The organism is Tardiphaga sp. 839_C3_N1_4, assembly GCF_051811045.1.
GTDB lineage: Bacteria > Pseudomonadota > Alphaproteobacteria > Rhizobiales > Xanthobacteraceae > Tardiphaga.
The window spans coordinates 3,883,467-3,901,896 of the sequence record NZ_JBPWQD010000001.1 but is presented as its reverse complement, the minus strand read 5'-3'; the positions used below and the strand labels follow the sequence as shown (position 1 = coordinate 3,901,896).

Below are 18,430 nucleotides of genomic sequence, written 5' to 3'. Positions count from 1 at the left end.
TAATTTTGGTGATCGGATCGTTCGCCATGGCAACGCGCAAGCAACCGAAAAAACACCGTATGCGGAACGTCGGGCAATCGCTCGGCGCCTCCGAAAGTCCTGATGCACTCTCAATTGCGGAAGACCGCATTCGCATCAGGCCCAAGGGTGCAACGGGCACCTGGCGTTCCGCACGCCCTCTCACAAGGGGGCGGGAATGCAGCAGACGACGGCGCCCCCGCGCCGCAAATAATGGGGGCGATGACGCATGTCTGAAGGACAAGACTCTCCAGAACAGTGGCTGTTTGACAGTTGAATCTGAAATCGCGTGACGTGCGAACGCTCACAACAAACTCCACGTCATGCCCGGCGAATGCCGGGTATCCACGTCTTGGCCACAAGGAAGACGTGGATGGCCGGGAGCATCTAGCGAAGCTCGCTTCGCGCCCCCGGCCATGACATGAGGTCCGGTCTCATCGTAAAACGCGCGTCGCGCTGTCCATCCCGCCCCGGAATGACGCCTGCGCGTCAGCTCCCCATCGCGGCAATCGCGTCCGAGATCGCGATTGTGCGCTTGGCCATATCCGCATGCAGCCGCTCGACCATCTTGCCGTCGAGCTGAATCGCGCCGCGGCTGGCGTTTTCCGGCTGTTCGAACGCTGCGATGATGCGGCGGGCCTGGGCAACTTCGTCGTCCGGGGGCGTGAAGACCTTGTTGCAGGCCTCGATCTGGCTCGGATGGATCAGCGTCTTGCCGTCGAAGCCGATGTCGCGGCCCTGTTCGGCTTCGGCGATGAAGCCCTCGGTATCGCTGAAATTGCTGTAGGGACCATCGAGAATTTCGAGACCATGCAACCGCGTCGCCAGCACGCAATGGGTAATCATCGGCAACATCGCCGCGCGGCCGGGCATCATTCGGATGCGGGTTTCACGCGCGATATCGTTGGGGCCGAACACGAAGCCGGCCAGGCGATTTTCGGAATCCCTGGAGGCTGCCGCGAGTTCCTCCGCATGGAGGATGGCGCGCGAGGTCTCGATCATGGCCCAGACCTTGATCGACATGTCGGCGCCGATGTCACTCAGGCGATCCGCAATGGCGGAGAGATCCTCGACGCTGGAGATCTTCGGCACCAGGATGCCATCGGGCTTGGCCTTGCCGGCCATGGTGACGTCGTCGATCCACCATGGCGAATCCAGCGCATTGATGCGGATGATGACCTCGCGCTTGCCGAAGCCGCCGGCGGCCAGCGTCTGCGCGATGGCGTCGCGCGCGGTTCCCTTGGCGTCCGGCGCCACGGCGTCTTCGAGATCCAGGATGATGCCGTCGGCCGGTACGGTGCGGGCCTTCTCCAGCGCGCGCGGGTTCGAGCCGGGCATGAACAAATGGCTGCGGCGCGGACGGATCATGGCGTCATTTCCCTGTAACTATGGCCTGTTCGTTATTCAGGCATCCGCGATAACATTTCAGCACGCCGCCCGGAAGGCTTGTTCGCGCTGGCGTCCTATGGTTATCCGTGGGGACCCATGAGGCAGACCATGACAGCATCATTTCCGCAGCAACTGATTGCCGGCTACCAGACCTTTACGTCGGAGCGATTGCCGACCGAGCAGTCGCGCTTCCGCGAATTATCGGAAAAGGGCCAGTCGCCGGAAGTCATGGTGATCGGCTGCTGCGACTCGCGGGTGTCGCCGGAGGTCATCTTCGATGCCTCGCCCGGCGAACTGTTCGTGGTGCGCAACATCGCCAACCTGGTGCCGGTCTATCAACCCGATGGCGGCGCCCATGGCGTCTCGGCAGCGCTGGAATATGCGGTGCAGGTGTTGAAGGTGAAACACATCGTCATCCTTGGCCACGCGCAATGCGGCGGTATCCGCGCTTTCGTCGACAATGCGGCGCCGCTGTCGCCGGGTGACTTCATCGGCCGCTGGATGTCGATGTTCATCAAGCCCGACGAAAAGGTCGAGATCCGCGAGCACGAGGCGTTCCAGGATTTCGTCACCCGTATCGAAAAGGCCGCCGTGTTCCGCAGCCTTGAGAACCTGATGACGTTCCCGTTTGTGAGCAGCAAGGTCGCGAAGGGCGAACTCGAATTGCACGGCGCTTACTTTGGCGTCGCGGTGGGATCGCTGTCGGTGCTGGATCAGGTCGCGAAAGAGTTTCGGCCGGTCAGCCAGGCAAAGGCCTCCTGATACCCCGACCTCATCATCGGGCGGCTTCCACGCGCTATGAAAAGAAAAAGCCCGGACGCTTTTGCGACCGGGCTTCGTTGTTTTTGCGAGGCTGCGGGAAGTTTACGCGGCCTTCTTCTTCGCGGTGATCAGCTTGCGGTTGATCAGGCATTCCGCGATCTGCACGGCGTTGAGCGCCGCGCCCTTGCGGAGGTTGTCCGAGACACACCACAGAACGAGACCGTTATCGACCGTCGCATCCGTGCGGATACGGCTGATATAGGTAGCGTCTTCGCCGGCGGCTTCATAAGGCGTGACGTAGCCACCGGGCTCGCGCTTGTCGATCACGAGGCAGCCTGGCGCATTGCGCAGGATGTCGCGGGCTTCATCTTCCGAGATCGGGTTCTCGAATTCGATGTTGACCGCTTCCGAGTGGCCGACGAACACCGGCACGCGCACGCAGGTCGCGGACATCTTGATTTTGGGATCAAGAATCTTCTTGGTCTCCATCATCATCTTCCACTCTTCCTTGGTGTAGCCGTCCTCCATGAACACGTCGATCTGGGGGATGACGTTGAAGGCGATACGCTTCGGGAATTTGTTATTGACCAGCTCGCTGTTGGTGTAGACGGCCTTGGTCTGCGAGAACAACTCGTCCATCGCATCCTTGCCGGCGCCCGACACCGACTGATAGGTCGAGACGACGACGCGCTTGATGGTTGCCTTGTCATGCAGTGGCTTCAGCGCCACCACGAGCTGCGCAGTCGAGCAGTTCGGGTTTGCGATGATGTTCTTCTTGCTGAAGCCATCAACGGCAGCAGCGTTTACTTCCGGCACGATCAACGGCACGTCCGGGTCCATGCGCCAGGTCGACGAGTTGTCGATCACGACGGCACCGGCTGCGCCGATCTTCGGCGACCATTCCTTGGACACGGCTCCGCCGGCCGACATCAGGCAGATGTCGACGTCGCTGAAGTCATAGGTCGCAAGGTCTTTGCATTTCAGGGTTTTGTCGCCGAAGGAAACCTCAACGCCCATGCTGCGGCGCGACGCAAGCGCCACGACCTCGTCAGCGGGGAATTTACGTTCATCCAGAATGCTGAGCATTTCACGCCCGACATTGCCGGTCGCTCCGACCAGCGCGACTTTGTAACCCATCGTTCACTCTCCGAAGAAATATGCTTCACCCCCACATACCGTGGAAAGGGAAGAGCCGCGCTTCTATGCGAGAAACGTCGCAAAGACAACGTCCTAAGCATGTTTGCGTGTTTTGATGCGTTCAATTTTGGTTTCGCACCACCCAAAGTCGGCAGGCGTCCATCCGGTCCTGCAGAGCTTTGCCGACGAGTGCGGCGCCATCGCCGTGCGTCTGCTCGCTTATATGGGGGCACTGGCACTGGTTGTCATGGCCGCGGTCACCGTGTTCGATGGGCTGGAATTCGATTTCGGCAGTGAACCAGCCGCCAAGGCTGGCTGGAGTGTCGCCAGCCGCTCCCATCCCGCTTTTGCCGTCAGCCAGTTCGATTTGTCAGGTAAAACAGCGTCTTACGAGATCATGAGGCACCCCGAAGGGGGCCGCAAGGATGTCCTGCGCTGGGCGTCGCCAGGGGAGCCCCCGGTGGCCGAACTGGAATTGTATCGCCCTGGTGCCGAGGCCGAGCGGGCAGGTCCGCCAGCGGCGGACATCGCGGGCCGCATGGACCCCGGCGGCGTCCGTGAAGTGGTGGGCGAGGGCATCATCGACAGCAAATTCGGGCCGGTTGCCCTGATGGGCTTTGCCGACCGGCTGAAGGACAGCAAGCGCTGCCTCGGCTTCATGAAGACCCTGGATGCCGCCAATCTCAGGATTTCCGGCTGGTCGTGCCAGGGCGACGGCCTGCCGGCCCGGCGGGCGGCCATAGGCTGCACCTTGAACCGGCTGGTGCTGCTGACAGCCGGCAATGAACCCCGGCTGCAGGAAGCGTTCGCGCAGGCAGATCTGAGGCAGATGGGCTGCATCAGTGGCGTGGCGCTGTCAGCCACCTCGGCCGACTGGGTCACCGGCGCCCAGAACCCGCTGCTGCGCGGCAGCCTGTGACCTCTTCGTGATGGGTTGGACCAAGACCTTGGATTACATGCAACATTCGGCCACACCGCGCATTATATCGACGACTGTGGCCGGATAGACCTTGTGGCCGGATACCCCGGCCAGCTAAATTGACCGCAAATCGGATTTGCCGACTCGGCTTTTGAACGCCGATCTTCTGACTGCAATGAGGACCTGATGACCTTGAAATTCCCCGCCGCGAAAACTCTCGCCATGTTGTTCGCGACGGTTGCCGTCATCGCGACCGCCGTTGCCGTCTCGCCGGCCGATGCTGCCACCAAGAAGAAGGTTCGTGTTTCTGACCGTGACGCTGTTTATGGCGCACGCGGCCCGAACGTGTCCTATCAGCAGGGCCGCACCCGCGTTTATGTGACGCGCCGCTCCTGGCTCGATGCTGGCGTTGAAGTGCTTCCGGGCGACCGCAAGTTCACCGATTACGCCTATCCGCCCGGCTACTCCTTCGCCCGCGACAACAACAACCGTCCGCTGGATCGCCAGCCGCTCAACTCGCAGTGGGATCTCGGCGGCTATCCCGAGCGCTTTCCGCTCTACTGAGCGCAATGATCTATCGATACGAAAATGCCCGGCTCAGCCGGGCATTTTTTGTTTAGGGAGAGGTTCGTGCGCGCTTAAGCGTGCAGCGCCTGCAGTTCCTTCAGCAGCGCTTCGCCCATGCCGGACGTGCTCACAATGGTCGCGCCGTCCGACTTGATATCCGCCGTGCGCAGGCCCTTCGCCAACACCGCGGCGATCGCCTGGTCGACCTTGTCGGCCAACTCGCCCATCTCCAGCGAATAACGCAGCGCCATGCCGAACGAGGCGATCATGGCCAGGGGGTTGGCCATGCCTTTGCCGGCGATATCCGGCGCTGAGCCGTGCACCGGCTCATACATTGCCTTGCGCTTTTTGGTCTTGGCATCGACTTCGCCGAGCGAGGCCGAGGGCAGCATGCCAAGCGAGCCGGTCAGCATCGCTGCGATGTCGGAGAGCATGTCGCCGAACAGATTGTCGGTGACGATGACGTCGAACTGCTTCGGCCACTTCACGAGGTTCATGCCGCCGGAATCAGCGAGCTGATGCTCGAGCGTGACGTCCTTGTATTCGCGGCCATGCACCTGAGTGACAACCTCGTTCCAGAGCACGCCCGACTTCATGACGTTACGCTTCTCCATCGACGTCACCTTGTTCTGGCGCTTGCGGGCCAGATCGAAAGCGACGCGGGCGATGCGCTCGATTTCATAGGTGTCGTAAACCTGCGTATCGACGGCACGCTTCTGGCCGTTGCCGAGATCGGTGATGGTCTTCGGCTCGCCGAAATAGACACCGCCGGTGAGTTCGCGCACGATCATGATATCGAGGCCCTCAACCACTTCGCGCTTCAGGCTCGAGGAGTCGGCGAGGGCGGGATAGCAGACCGCCGGACGCAGATTGGCGAACAGGCCGAGATCCTTGCGCAGGCGCAGCAGGCCGGCTTCCGGGCGATGCTCATAGGGGACGCCGTCCCATTTCGGGCCGCCGATAGCGCCGAAGATGATGGCGTCGGCAGCATTGGCCTTGGCCATGGTGGCATCGGTGATCGGCAGCTTGTCGGCATCATAGGATGCGCCGCCAACCAGGCCGGTCTCGGTTTCGAATTTGGCGATGCCCTGGGCGTCGATCCAGTCGATCAGGCGCGTCACCTCCGCCATCACTTCGGGGCCGATCCCGTCGCCGGGGAGAACCAGCAGTTTGTGCGCCGCCATGATCGTTTCCTTCTCTGAACGCTGAATTTCGGGCGAGTGCTAAGCCGTCATTGCTGCATTGGCAAGACAGCCTTGCTGCAAGCGTCGATTGCAGCCGGCGCAAAACCTGCGACAGTGACGCCCAGCCGGAGTAGCCAGTGACGTCATCCACCCCTTCGTTTTCGCGCCGTGATCCGGCTGTGCTGATCCTCATGCTGTCGCTCGCGCCCGCCATCGGGCTCGGCATCGGGCGCTTCGTCTATTCGCTTGTATTGCCGGATATGCGCGACAGCTTGCAGTGGTCCTATTCGGCCGCGGGCTTCATGAATACCGTCAACGCGGCCGGCTATCTGCTCGGCGCACTCGCGGCAGCAGGTCTCGGCAAACGGTATGGTCTGTTCGCGGTGATCCAGATCGGCACGGCGGCCTGCATTGCGTCGCTATTGCTTTGTGGCATCACGGCGGATTTCACGCTGCTAAGCATCGCCCGTTTCGTCACCGGATTTGGCGCGGCCATCTCGTTTGTGGCAGGCGGCGCGCTGGCGGCGACCATCGGTCTCGCGCATCCGGAGCGTTCGTCCTATCTGCTCAGCCTGTTCTATGCCGGGCCGGGAATGGGCATTCTGGTGTCCGGCCTGATCGCGCCTTTTGTGCTGCAAGGCTTTGGCGCAGGCTCCTGGTGGATCGTCTGGCTGGTGATCGGCCTCGTCTCGGTGGTGATGGGCCTGCCGTTGCTGCGGCGTTTGGTCGATGCGGCGGAAGGCACGTCCACTGAGGCCGCGCCATCCGTCGCGATCCGCCCGATGTGGATTTACCTCATTGCCTATTTCATGTTTGGCGCCGGCTACATCGCCTACATGACCTTCATGATTGCCTATGTACGCGATGGCGGCGGCAGCGCGGTGGCCCAGAGTGCGTTCTGGTGTCTGATCGGCGTCAGCTCGTTCGCGTCGCCATGGCTGTGGCGCGGCGTGCTCGCGCGTGGCCAGAGCGGCCGCGCCATGGCAATCATTCTCGGCACCAATGCGGTAGGCGCGGCGATGCCGCTGCTCGGGCATTCGCCTGTGGTGCTCGGCATCTCCGCCGCCGTTTTCGGCGTTGCATTCTTCGCGGTGGTTGCGGCGACCACGGCCTTCGTGCGCTTCAACTATCCTCGGGCGGCATGGTCGAAGGCCATTGCAGCGGTGACGATCGTGTTCGGCATCGGCCAGACCCTGGGCCCGATCGCGGTGGGTGCCATCACCGATGCGACGGGAAGTCTGACGTCGGCGCTGGTGGTTTCGGCGGCGACGCTCGCGATTGGCGCTGCCATGTCGATGTTCCAGAAGCCGATCAGCTCCCGCTGAAATCGTTATAGCCCTGGTCTTCCCAATAGCCGCCCTTGTAGTCGTTGGTGACTTCCATCGCGACGACGTATTTCGGATTCTTGAATCCGAGTTTGGTCGGTACGCGGATCTTCATCGGGAAACCATAGGCCCGCGGCAGAAGCTGGTTGTCGAATTTGAAGGTCATCTGGGTCTGCGCATGCATGGCCGTGGGCATATCGAGTGAGCTCGTATAGTCCTCGGCGCAGCGGAAATGGACCCACTTTGCATTGGTGTCCGCGCCGACCAGTTTCAGGAAGTCACGCAGCGACGTACCCTGCCAGGAGCCGATGGCGCTCCAGCCTTCCACGCAGATATGGCGGGTGATCTGTGATACTTCCGGCAGCTTGTGCAGTTCATCCAGCGTCCAGGACCTCTTGTCCTGGACGAGGCCGGAGACTTCGAGCTTCCATTCCTTGCCGTCGACATTCGGCGCGTCGTCCTCGGCATAGAAGGCATTGAACGGAAATGGACGCTTGATGTCTTTCTCGGAATAGGTTGGCGCCAGCGTGTTCGGATTGAAGATTCGGGCCTGCACCATGTCGTTGAACTTGGACATGTGTGTCAGCAGGCTCTCGGCCGAGAGACTGTCGCTCACGTCGCAGCCGGTGAGCAGCGTTAACGCGCCGAAGCTTGCACCCGACGCGATGAAACGACGGCGCGACAGGTCTGGCATCAATTTCGTGGCGTCCTTGACGAGGAGATTCTTGTCGACGCCGGGAATGATGAGGGAGCGGATTTTCTTGATCATGGTCGTATTTCCTCAGCGTCCGATGATCATCGCGCGCAGGCTCTTCGGTACGATCAGGGCCAGAGCGACGTGGATGACGAGGAAGCCGACGATGGCCGCCATCATGAAGAAATGCACATAGCGGGCGGTGTCGTAGCCGCCGAACAGCGCAGTAAGATATTGCAGCTGGACAGGCTTCCAGATGGCCAGGCCCGACAGGACGATCAGAATGCCGACCACGATAATCCCGGTATAGAGCAGCCTCTGCACTTGATTGTAGGTTGAGAGATCAGCGTGCGAGAGCTTGCCGGTCAGCGCAGCCTTGGTGTCGTCGAGCACACCTTTCGCTGAGATCGGCAGCAGCTTCTTACGGAAGCGTCCGGTGACCATGCCAAGCGTCAGATAGACGAGGCCGTTGATCACCAGCAGCCACATCGCGGCGAGGTGCCACATGATGCCGCCGCCGAGCCAGCCGCCGAGCGTGATCGACGATGAGAAGGTGAAATTGAACAGCGGCGAGGCATTGTAGATCTGCCAGCCCGACATGATCATCAGCACGATCGCGACGGCGTTGATCCAGTGCACGACGCGCACCCAGGCTGGCTGGATGACTTTGGTATTCGTAACCTTGGTTGCGGCGCGGTCGCCGGCGGCTGTGATGCTCGACATAGGCATATCCTGGGCTGAGCAGTGGTTCGATGGTGCTCGGTGACGCGAGTTATTAGCAGCTATACGGCATAACCGGTCGTTCGTTACGGCGGCTCTTATAACAACCCCGGTCGGGTCGGCTCATACCGATCACAAAAAAGCGAGCCGGGTTGCCCCGGCTCGCTCCTTTGTGCGCCCCTCGGTATCCTTGGGGGACGCGCGCGCATCCGGTGGGGACAAGTCAGGATGCGCGAACTTGTTTCGCAGAAGCCGGAGATCAGGCTTTCGGCATCAGGACAGTATCGATGACGTGAATCACGCCGTTCGACTGGTTGACGTCGGCGATGGTCACGGTTGAGGAGCCGCCCTTGGCGTCGACGATCATCACCTTGCCGCCAGAAGCCTTCACGGTCAGCTCTTCGCCTTCCACGGTCTTCAGCTTCTGGCCGTCCTTGAGGTCGGCGGCATTCAGTTTGCCGGGGACCACATGGTAGGTCAGAATCTTGGTCAGGGTCGCCTTGCTCTCAGGCTTCACCAGCGTGTCGACGGTACCGGCCGGCAGTTTGCCGAAGGCGGCGTTCGTCGGTGCGAACACCGTGAACGGGCCCTTGCCGGAGAGCGTATCGACCAGGCCGGCGGCCTTTACGGCGGCGACCAGCGTGGTGTGATCCTTCGAGTTGACGGCGTTCTCGACGATGTTCTTCGACGGATACATCGGCGCGCCGCCGACCATGACGGTCTTCTCGCCCGACATTTCGCTCTTCATCATCTTCTTGTCTTCGGCCTGTGCGGGGGCAAGCACGGCGCCAGTGATGGCGAGGGTGCTGAATGCGACGGCCGACAGAAGTGCAATGCGCTTGGACATGGATCGTCTCCCGAGTGATGTAAGTGACCAGCGATCTCGCTGGTGCGATGATTGGGTATCGACCGCGGCAATCCCTTGGAGTTTCGATTGCGCCGTCGATGCCCGAGTTACGCGAGGCCTCGGGGGCCAGTTTCAGTCTATATTTTTTGTCACCGCTGAAACTTTTGCGGGTGCATTTCGTTCGCGCGCGGCAATCAATAACGAGTTCGATGCATCGCGTTTGATACAATCATGAGCGGAAGTCGCGACGAGATGACGCGACTTGAGGGGCTGATCCACCGGATATGGCGGTCCAGCCGCCTGCAGGATGCGTTGCCTAGATATGGCCATTCTTGCTAAGGAACGGGACAAATTGACGCGATCGTTGGGCCTTCTGCACCGGTCGCTCCCGCACTCCTGCACCGCGTGACCTTGCCATGAACGCCAACCTGTTTTCTCGCCTGTTCGACAAACTCGACGATGCTTCGCGTCTCGCGATCGAGACGCCCGAGGGCAAGCACATCAGCTATGGCGATCTGATCGCGCTGGCGGGCCAGATGGCTAATGTTCTGGTGGCCCGTGGCGTCAAGCCAGGTGACCGTGTGGCGGCGCAGACCGAGAAGTCAGTGCCCGGTCTGGTGCTGTATCTGGCGACCGTGCGCGCCGGCGCGATCTATCTACCGCTCAACACGGCCTACACGCTCAACGAGCTCGATTACTTCATTACCGACGCCGAACCCTCGCTGGTGGTGTGCGATCCCTCCAAGGCTGAAGGCTTCGCCACCATTGCGGCCAAGGTTGGCGCGAAGGTCGAGACGCTTGGCGCGGACGGCAAGGGGTCGCTGACCGATGCGGCAGCGAAGGAAAAGCCGGACTTCCAGACAGTCGAGCGCAAGAACGAGGATCTCGCCGCAATCCTCTATACGTCGGGCACCACCGGCCGCTCCAAGGGAGCGATGCTGAGCCACGACAATCTGGCTTCGAATTCGCTCAGCCTTGTTGAATACTGGCGTTTCACCAGGGACGACGTGCTGATCCACGCGCTGCCGATCTATCACACGCATGGTCTGTTCGTGGCAAGCAATGTGACGCTGTTTGCGCGCGCGTCGATGATCTTCCTGCCGAAGCTCGATCCGGAACTCATCATCAAGCTGATGGCGCGCGCCACCGTGCTGATGGGCGTGCCGACCTTCTACACGCGTATCCTGCAGTCGCCGAACCTGACGAAAGAGTCCTGCAGCCACATGCGGCTGTTCATCTCGGGCTCCGCGCCGCTGCTGGCCGATACCCATCGCGAATGGTTTGCGCGCACCGGCCACGCCGTGCTCGAGCGTTACGGCATGACCGAAACCAACATGAACACGTCGAACCCCTATGACGGCGAGCGGGTACCCGGCGCGGTGGGCTTCCCACTGCCTGGCGTGTCCGTGCGCGTTACCGATCCTGAGACCGGCAAGGAATTCGCGCGTGACACCATCGGCATGATCGAGGTGAAGGGCCCGAACGTGTTCCAGGGCTATTGGCGGATGCCCGAGAAGACCAAGGCGGAATTCCGCGACGACGGTTTCTTCATCACCGGCGACCTCGGAAAGATCGACGCCAAGGGCTATGTGCACATTCTTGGTCGTGGCAAGGATCTGGTGATCTCCGGCGGGTTCAATGTCTATCCGAAGGAAATCGAAAGCGAGATCGACGCCATGCCCGGCGTGATCGAAAGCGCCGTGATCGGCGTGCCGCATGCGGATTTCGGTGAGGGCGTCACCGCGGTGGTCGTGAGCGACAAGAAGACGGCGATCGATGAGGCCTCCGTGCTCAAGGCACTCGATGGCCAGATCGCCAAGTTCAAGATGCCGAAGCGCGTGATCTTCGTCGACGATCTGCCGCGCAACACCATGGGCAAGGTGCAGAAGAACGTGTTGCGCGATAGCTACAAGGATATCTACGCGAAGTAAGTCCTCGCACGATCCCTCATGGTGAGGAGGCGCGTAGCGCCGTCTCGAACCATGAGATGCTGTGTGGCCATACCCTAGATCACATGCTCCGGCGCGAGTGCGCAGGCCGAATTCGGATCCATCTCGATCTGGATCGTCGCGTGCTCAATGCCGAAGTCACGCTTCAGGCGCGCGGCGACTTCCATCAGATAGGCGTCGCCGGGTGCGCCTGACGGGATCACCATGTGACAGGTCAGCGCCACTTCGGTTGTGCTCATCGGCCAGATATGCAGGTCGTGCACCTGCGCGACGCCCGGGCATTGTTCGAGGTAGCCGCGCACGGCAACGGGGTCGATGCCGCGCGGAACGGCGGCGAGCGACATCGCAGCGGAGTCGCGCAAGAGGCTCCAGGTGCCCCAGACGATCAGCACACAGATGACGAGGCTGGTCAGGGCGTCGATCCGCAGCCAGCCGGTGAACATGATGACGATCGCGGCAATGACCACGCCAACCGAGACCGCGGCGTCGGCGACCATATGCAGATAGGCGCCACGAATGTTGAGGTCGCTGTTGCGGCCCGAGGCAAACAGCCAGGCGGTCACGCCGTTGATGACGATGCCGATGGTGGCGACGATCATCACGGTGATCTCGGCTACCGGTTCGGGATTGAACAGTCGCAATACGGCTTCCCAGGCGATGGCACCGACGGCAACCAGCAGGAACACCGCGTTGAAGAGCGCCGCGAGAATTGAAGAACCGCGCAAGCCATAGGTGAAGCGCGGCGTCGGCGCGCGCTTTGACAGCACAGCTGCGGTCCATGCCGCGATCAGCCCGAGCACATCCGAGAGATTGTGCCCGGCATCGGCCACCAGCGCCATCGAGCCGCTGGCATAGCCATAGATCGCCTCGATGACGACGAAGACGGTATTGAGGCTGATGCCGACGGCAAAAGCCATGCCGAAATTAGCGGGCGCATGCACATGTCCGCCGGGACCGTGGGAATGACCGGCGTGATCGCCTTGCGCGTGGTCGTGGCCGGCATGGTCGTGTGTGTGACCGTGGTCGTCATGATCGTGATGTGAGTGCGCCATCGGTGTTCCGTCGCGTGGTCTGACGGCATCCATAGCAAGTTATGATCCGGATACTATTACGGTAGCTGTTGTGCGTCGGCCGCTCTGATTTACGGGGTCATATTAGAGCGATGACAAACCGGCTGCCGACGATGAATAGATAAATTCCAAACGCCATTTCCAGCGCGCGCTTCGACATCGCATGTGCCGCCTTCACGCCGAGCGGCGCCACCAGCAGGCTGGTCGGCATCACCAGCAGCGCGCCGATCAGCGAGACATAACCGACAGCGAAGGGCAGCTGCAGCGCTGCGACATCGGGAAAGCGCGCGGCGGCCGGCCAGCCGGCATAGATGTAGCCGATGGCGCCGGGGATCGAAATCAGCACGGCGAGTGCTGAGGATGTCGCCACCGCCTGATGGATAGGCCGGCCATAAAAGGTCATCAGCAGGTTCGAGAACAATCCGCCGCCAATGCCCATCAGCGTGGAGAGCAGACCGACGAAGAAGCCGTAAATCTTCATCAGCGGGCCGTCGGGCAGGTCGTCGCCGAGCTTCCAGCCGTCGCGCGCGAGCAGCAGCCGTGCCGCCGCGGACCAGGCAACGGCAACGAAAACGATCTTGAACAGCCGCTCCGGCGCATAGCGGGCGGTGACACTGCCGATGATGACGCCGATCAGGATCGGCCACCACCACTTCCGCAGGATCTCCATATCTACGGCGCCGCGGGCCATATGGGCACGGAAGGACCGGATCGAGGTCGGGATGATAATGGCCAGCGAGGTGCCGATACAGAGCGGCATCCGCACTTCCAGAGGCACTCCGGCGATGCGGAAACACTCGTAAAATACGGGGACCAGGATGGCGCCGCCGCCTATCCCGAAGACACCTGCTAGGAAACCCGCCAGTGCGCCGACGGCAATAAGAAGCGCCGCCAGTTCGACAATCTCGGTTACATTGAGTCCGGTCATTCCCGCCCCGATTGCCATTTGCTATCGCATCATGAAGTTCTCATGAATCGCGCTTCACCAAGGCTGTCAGCAACAAGCCTGGCAACTGTCAATACCCGCAAATGCAAGGCTCATTTGAAGCTCTGAACGATTGTTCGGAGTATGTCATTTCGCGATTGCACTGGTTGTTTTGAGTTCGTAAATAGAATTGCTCTACGCGATCCCCAATCGGGCACCGTCTGCCCATTAACCTGTCAAAGTTGCTAAATGACCGCTCGGATCGAACGACCCCTTTCGCCGCATCTGCAAGTGTACCGCTGGACCCTGACGATGGCGCTGTCCATCGTGCATCGCGCTACCGGCGTCGCCTTGTATTTCGGCACTTTGCTTCTTGTCTGGTGGCTGATCGCCGCTGCGTCCGGCCCAGCAGCCTATGCGCATGTGCAGGCCTTCACCGGCAGCATCATCGGTCGCCTGATCGCATTCGGCTACACGTGGGCGCTGATCCATCATGCCATGAGCGGCATCCGCCATCTGGTCTGGGATCTCGGCTACGGATTCAAGCCATCCGAGCGTGAATGGCTCACCTGGGCCGCATTGATCGGCGGCATCAGCATCACCATCCTGCTCTGGATCATTGCATACGCGGTCGGAGGCGGACGATGAGCGGTTCCAACTCGCCGAAGTCGGTGCGCACGCCGCTCGGCCGCGTCCGTGGTCTCGGCTCCTCGCATTCCGGCACCTCGGACTTCTGGCGTCAGCGCCTGACCGCCGTGGCCATGCTGCTGCTGATGATCCCTGTGATCTTCATCGTGATGTCGGTTTTCAGAAGCAATCAGGCCGGCGTTGCGCAGGTCCTCGGTTCGCCGATCGTGGCTATCGTCATGCTGCTCTTCATCGTTGCTAGCATCTGGCACATGAAGATCGGCATGCAGGTCGTGATCGAAGACTATGTCCATGACGAGAAGATCAAGCTGATCTCGATCATCGGCAACAACTTCTTCTCTGCCGCCGTGGCGCTGGCATCGATCTACGCCATCCTTAAACTTTCATCCGGAGTGTAGCGCATGGCCGTCAACGGCACTGGCGCGAACGGCGTTGGCGGCCCCGCCACCAACGGCCACGCCTATCCCATCGAAGATCACACCTATGACGTCGTTGTCGTTGGCGCCGGCGGCGCCGGCCTGCGCGCCACCGTCGGCTGCGGCGAGGCCGGTCTGCGCACGGCCTGCATCACCAAGGTGTTCCCGACCCGCTCGCACACGGTTGCAGCACAGGGCGGCATCTCCGCCTCGCTCGGCAACATGCACGAGGACAACTGGCGCTGGCACATGTACGACACCGTGAAGGGGTCGGACTGGCTCGGCGATCAGGACTCGATCGAATATATGGTGCGCAACGCGCCCGACGCCGTTTACGAGCTCGAGCACTGGGGCGTGCCGTTTTCGCGCACCGAAGACGGCAAGATCTATCAGCGCCCGTTCGGCGGCATGACCATGGATTACGGCAAGGGCCAGGCCCAGCGCACCTGCGCGGCCGCCGACCGTACCGGTCACGCCATGCTGCACACGATGTACGGCCAGGCCCTGCGCCACTCGGCTGAATTCTTCATCGAATACTTCGCTATCGACCTGATCATGGACGATCAGAACGTCTGCCGCGGCGTCATTGCGCTCAAGCTCGACGACGGCACGCTGCATCGCTTCAAGGCGCAGACCGTCATTCTCGCCACCGGCGGCTATGGCCGCGCTTACGCTTCCTGCACCTCGGCGCATACCTGCACCGGTGACGGTGGTGCCATGGCGCTGCGTGCTGGCTTGCCGCTGCAGGACATGGAATTCGTTCAGTTCCATCCGACCGGCATTTACGGTTCGGGCTGTCTTGTCACCGAAGGTGCACGCGGTGAAGGCGGCTATCTCGTCAATTCCGAAGGCGAGCGCTTCATGGAGCGCTACGCACCGTCGGCCAAGGACCTTGCCTCGCGCGACGTCGTTTCGCGCGCGATGACCATCGAAATCCGCGAAGGCCGCGGCGTCGGCAAGAAGAAGGATCACATCTTCCTTCATCTCGACCATCTCGATCCAAAGGTGCTGGCGGAACGTCTGCCGGGCATCTCCGACTCGGCGCGCATCTTCGCCGGCGTCGATGTCACCAAGGAGCCGATCCCGATCGTTCCGACGGTGCACTACAATATGGGCGGCATCCCGACCAACTATCACGGCGAAGTCGTCACCAAGAAGGATGGCGACGACAATGCGGTGGTGCAGGGCCTGATGGCCGTGGGCGAAGCCGCCTGCGTGTCGGTGCACGGCGCCAACCGTCTCGGCTCCAACTCGCTGATCGATCTCGTGGTGTTCGGCCGCGCGGCCGCGCTGCGCTGCGCCGAGAAGCTGACGCCGAATGCCAAGCAGCCAGACCTGCCGAAGGACTCGGCCGACCGCGCGCTCGGCCGTCTCGATCACTATCGTTATTCGAAGGGCGGCACGCCGACCGCGAAGATGCGCGAGAACATGCAGCACGTCATGCAGACCAACTGCGCCGTGTTCCGTACCGGCGAAGTGCTGGACGAGGGCAAGACCTTGATTCACAAGGTCTATAGTGGCATCGGCGACATCGCCGTGTCCGACCGGTCGCTGGTCTGGAATTCGGATCTCATCGAGACCCTCGAATACGACAACCTGATCGTTCAGGCGATCGTCACCATGGACTCGGCGGCGAACCGCACCGAGAGCCGCGGCGCGCATGCGCGTGAGGATTTCGCGGATCGCGATGACAAGAACTGGATGAAGCACACGCTGGCGTGGATCGATCAGGGTGGCAAGACCACCATCGATTATCGCCCGGTGCACGATTACACGATGACCAACGACGTTCAGTACATCGTGCCCAAAGCGCGCGTGTACTAATGATGACAGCGAAGGCTTGAGAGAATGGCTGAGTTCGCACTTCCGAAGAATTCCAAGATCACCGGCGGCAAGGAATGGCCGAAGCCGGCCGGTGCCACGCAGACGCGCGAATTCCGCGTCTATCGCTGGAATCCGGATGACGGCAAGAACCCGTCGGTCGACACCTATCACATCGACACCAACGACTGCGGTCCGATGGTTCTCGATGGTCTGATCTGGATCAAGAACAACATCGATCCGACGCTGACCTTCCGGCGCTCTTGCCGTGAGGGCGTCTGCGGTTCCTGCGCCATGAACATCGATGGCCAGAACACGCTGGCCTGCACCCGTGCGATGGACGAAGTCGATGACGGCGCTATCAAGGTCAATCCGCTGCCGCATCAGCCTGTCGTGAAGGACCTGGTGCCGGATCTCACCAACTTCTACGCCCAGTATGCGTCGATCGAGCCGTGGCTGAAGACCACCACGCCGACCCCGCAGAAGGAATGGAAGCAGAGCCATTCGGATCGCGAGAAGCTCGACGGTCTCTACGAATGCATCCTGTGCGCCTGCTGCTCGACCTCGTGCCCGAGCTACTGGTGGAACAGCGACCGCTTCCTCGGTCCGGCTGCCCTCCTTCAGGCCACCCGCTGGGTCAAGGACTCCCGCGACGAAGCCACCGGCGAGCGTCTCGACAATCTCGAAGATCCGTTCCGGCTCTATCGCTGCCACACCATCATGAACTGCGCCAAAGCGTGCCCGAAGGGCCTCAACCCCTCCGAAGCTATCGCCGAGCTGAAAATGAAGATGGTCGAACGTCAGGTCTGACCTTCGACGGATCTGGATCTGCCAAGGAGAACACCGGTCTGCCCAGCAGGCCGGTGTTCTTTTTTGCCCATTATTTGAGCGGATTGCCTCCCCTAACCCCGATCCCTTGCCGTTGTGGCTCTATTTCTCGTTGAAAAGGGGACTCGCCAAGGTTGGCACGGGCTGTGCTAGCCTGTGCCTGATAATTGATCAGGGGGAGTTTTCCATGTTTCGTCAGCTGGGTTTGAGCGTCATGGCGGGTGCAGCGCTGCTGGCGTCTGCGCTATCTGCGAGCGCCGATACCGATGTCAAATTCGCGCTCGACTGGAAATTCGAAGGTCCGTCCGCACCCTATTTCGTTGCGCTCGACAAGGGCTACTACAAGGCCGAAGGCCTCAACGTGACCATCGACTCCGGTCCGGGCTCGGTCGCCGGCATTGCCCGCGTCGCGGCGGGCACCTATCCGATCGGCTTCTTCGACATCAATTCGCTGGCGCGCTTCCGCGACCAGAATCCGGACAAGGACGTCAAGGGCGTCCTCATGGTCTATGACAAGCCACCGTTCTCCATCGTCAGCATCGCGAAGTCCGGCATCAATTCGCCGAAGGACCTCGAAGGCAAGATTCTGGGCGCGCCGGCACCGGATGGCGCTTTCGCGCAATGGAAGGCTTTCGTCAAAGAGAACAAGATCGACGACAGCAAGGTGAAGATCGAGAATGTCGGCTTCCCGGTGCGCGAGCCGATGCTCGCCGACGGCAAGGTCGATGCGATCACCGGCTTCTCGTTCTCGTCCTACTTTAACCTGATGTCCAAGGGCATAGCCGAGAAGGACATCAAGGTAATGCTGATGTCGGACTACGGCATCGTGCTCTATGGCAATGCCATCATGGTGAACCCCGAATTCGCCAAGGCCAATCCGAAACTCGTGGCCGGCTTCGTGCGCGCGACCGTCAAGGGCATCATCGACACCATCAAGGACCCCGACACCGCCATCAAGTCGGTGATGAAGCGCAACGAGACCGCTGACGAGAAGATCGAACTCGCCCGTCTCAAGATGTCGCTGAGGGACAACTTTGTGACCCCGTGGGTGAAGGCGAATGGCGTCGGCGGCATCGACGAGAAGCGCATGACGGATGCCATCGATCAGATCGCCGTGACCTACGAGTTCAAGAATCCGAAGCCGAAGGCGGGGGATCTGTTCACGTCGGAGTATCTGCCCCCGGCCGACGCACGCAAGTTCTAAGCGCCAC

Annotated in this window: 18 protein-coding genes; 10 read left to right on the top strand and 8 right to left on the bottom strand. The window is 61.2% G+C overall.

Annotation, left to right across the window (positions count from 1 at the left end; all coding sequences use genetic code 11):
• Positions 1 to 507 precede the first annotated feature (507 nt).
• Positions 508 to 1,386, bottom strand: a complete 879-nt coding sequence (locus AB8A38_RS18615) for an HpcH/HpaI aldolase/citrate lyase family protein (RefSeq protein WP_439087003.1) — start codon at positions 1,384 to 1,386, stop codon at positions 508 to 510.
• Between the two features lie 129 nt (positions 1,387 to 1,515).
• Between AB8A38_RS18615 and AB8A38_RS18610 the strand changes: the two genes are divergently transcribed.
• Positions 1,516 to 2,169, top strand: coding sequence for a carbonic anhydrase (locus AB8A38_RS18610; RefSeq protein ID WP_315840049.1), 654 nt, complete (start codon positions 1,516 to 1,518; stop codon positions 2,167 to 2,169).
• Positions 2,170 to 2,271: 102 nt separating this feature from the next.
• Here AB8A38_RS18610 and AB8A38_RS18605 read toward each other — a convergent pair whose 3' ends face one another.
• A complete protein-coding gene (locus AB8A38_RS18605; protein WP_439087002.1) occupies positions 2,272 to 3,306 on the bottom strand; it encodes an aspartate-semialdehyde dehydrogenase in 1,035 nt (344 codons plus the stop codon).
• Between the two features lie 115 nt (positions 3,307 to 3,421).
• Between AB8A38_RS18605 and AB8A38_RS18600 the strand changes: the two genes are divergently transcribed.
• Both AB8A38_RS18600 and AB8A38_RS18595 read left to right on the top strand, forming a co-directional pair.
• Entirely contained in the window at positions 3,422 to 4,225 is an 804-nt protein-coding gene (locus AB8A38_RS18600) for a hypothetical protein (RefSeq protein WP_439087001.1), read from the top strand.
• Between the two features lie 186 nt (positions 4,226 to 4,411).
• The gene (locus tag AB8A38_RS18595) at positions 4,412 to 4,789 is read left to right on the top strand and encodes a hypothetical protein (RefSeq protein ID WP_089266485.1); all 378 of its coding nucleotides are present in this window, start codon (positions 4,412 to 4,414) and stop codon (positions 4,787 to 4,789) included.
• A gap of 74 nt (positions 4,790 to 4,863) precedes the next feature.
• On the opposite strand, the gene leuB is transcribed toward AB8A38_RS18595, so the two are convergent.
• Complete coding sequence (gene leuB, locus AB8A38_RS18590) at positions 4,864 to 5,976, bottom strand: 3-isopropylmalate dehydrogenase (RefSeq protein WP_439087000.1); 1,113 nt, start codon at positions 5,974 to 5,976, stop codon at positions 4,864 to 4,866.
• Between the two features lie 191 nt (positions 5,977 to 6,167).
• Here leuB and AB8A38_RS18585 point away from each other — a divergent pair, with 191 nt between their 5' ends.
• Positions 6,168 to 7,301 carry a YbfB/YjiJ family MFS transporter gene (locus AB8A38_RS18585; protein WP_439088555.1) on the top strand — a complete coding sequence of 378 codons (1,134 nt, stop codon included), beginning with the start codon at positions 6,168 to 6,170 and terminating at the stop codon, positions 7,299 to 7,301.
• On the opposite strand, the gene AB8A38_RS18580 is transcribed toward AB8A38_RS18585, so the two are convergent.
• From AB8A38_RS18580 to AB8A38_RS18570, 3 genes are all read right to left on the bottom strand, one after another.
• Entirely contained in the window at positions 7,288 to 8,070 is a 783-nt protein-coding gene (locus AB8A38_RS18580; protein ID WP_439086999.1) for a molybdopterin-dependent oxidoreductase, read from the bottom strand. The genes AB8A38_RS18585 and AB8A38_RS18580 overlap by 14 nt on opposite strands.
• A gap of 12 nt (positions 8,071 to 8,082) precedes the next feature.
• A complete protein-coding gene (locus AB8A38_RS18575; protein WP_093757926.1) occupies positions 8,083 to 8,718 on the bottom strand; it encodes a cytochrome b/b6 domain-containing protein in 636 nt (211 codons plus the stop codon).
• A gap of 256 nt (positions 8,719 to 8,974) precedes the next feature.
• Positions 8,975 to 9,562, bottom strand: coding sequence for a fasciclin domain-containing protein (locus tag AB8A38_RS18570; RefSeq protein WP_315840053.1), 588 nt, complete (start codon positions 9,560 to 9,562; stop codon positions 8,975 to 8,977).
• A gap of 416 nt (positions 9,563 to 9,978) precedes the next feature.
• Here AB8A38_RS18570 and AB8A38_RS18565 point away from each other — a divergent pair, with 416 nt between their 5' ends.
• Positions 9,979 to 11,493, top strand: coding sequence for a malonate--CoA ligase (locus AB8A38_RS18565; RefSeq protein ID WP_439086998.1), 1,515 nt, complete (start codon positions 9,979 to 9,981; stop codon positions 11,491 to 11,493).
• 74 nt (positions 11,494 to 11,567) lie between these two features.
• Here AB8A38_RS18565 and AB8A38_RS18560 read toward each other — a convergent pair whose 3' ends face one another.
• On the bottom strand, positions 11,568 to 12,428 hold the full coding sequence (locus tag AB8A38_RS18560) for a cation diffusion facilitator family transporter (protein ID WP_439086997.1): 861 nt from the start codon (positions 12,426 to 12,428) through the stop codon (positions 11,568 to 11,570).
• 232 nt (positions 12,429 to 12,660) lie between these two features.
• Complete coding sequence (locus AB8A38_RS18555; RefSeq protein WP_439086996.1) at positions 12,661 to 13,509, bottom strand: sulfite exporter TauE/SafE family protein; 849 nt, start codon at positions 13,507 to 13,509, stop codon at positions 12,661 to 12,663.
• Positions 13,510 to 13,755: 246 nt separating this feature from the next.
• Between AB8A38_RS18555 and sdhC the strand changes: the two genes are divergently transcribed.
• The 5 genes from sdhC to AB8A38_RS18530 all read left to right on the top strand — a co-directional run bounded on the left by sdhC (position 13,756) and on the right by AB8A38_RS18530 (position 18,423).
• A complete protein-coding gene (sdhC, locus tag AB8A38_RS18550) occupies positions 13,756 to 14,154 on the top strand; it encodes a succinate dehydrogenase, cytochrome b556 subunit (RefSeq protein ID WP_439086995.1) in 399 nt (132 codons plus the stop codon).
• Entirely contained in the window at positions 14,151 to 14,552 is a 402-nt protein-coding gene (gene sdhD, locus AB8A38_RS18545; RefSeq protein ID WP_068737898.1) for a succinate dehydrogenase, hydrophobic membrane anchor protein, read from the top strand. The genes sdhC and sdhD overlap by 4 nt, the downstream gene beginning before the upstream one ends.
• 3 nt (positions 14,553 to 14,555) lie before the next feature.
• The gene (gene sdhA / locus AB8A38_RS18540; RefSeq protein WP_315840057.1) at positions 14,556 to 16,394 is read left to right on the top strand and encodes a succinate dehydrogenase flavoprotein subunit; all 1,839 of its coding nucleotides are present in this window, start codon (positions 14,556 to 14,558) and stop codon (positions 16,392 to 16,394) included.
• A gap of 24 nt (positions 16,395 to 16,418) precedes the next feature.
• Positions 16,419 to 17,201: a succinate dehydrogenase iron-sulfur subunit gene (locus AB8A38_RS18535; RefSeq protein ID WP_068737894.1), complete on the top strand. Its 783-nt coding sequence runs from the start codon at positions 16,419 to 16,421 to the stop codon at positions 17,199 to 17,201.
• A gap of 205 nt (positions 17,202 to 17,406) precedes the next feature.
• Entirely contained in the window at positions 17,407 to 18,423 is a 1,017-nt protein-coding gene (locus tag AB8A38_RS18530) for an ABC transporter substrate-binding protein (RefSeq protein ID WP_439086994.1), read from the top strand.
• Positions 18,424 to 18,430 lie beyond the last annotated feature (7 nt).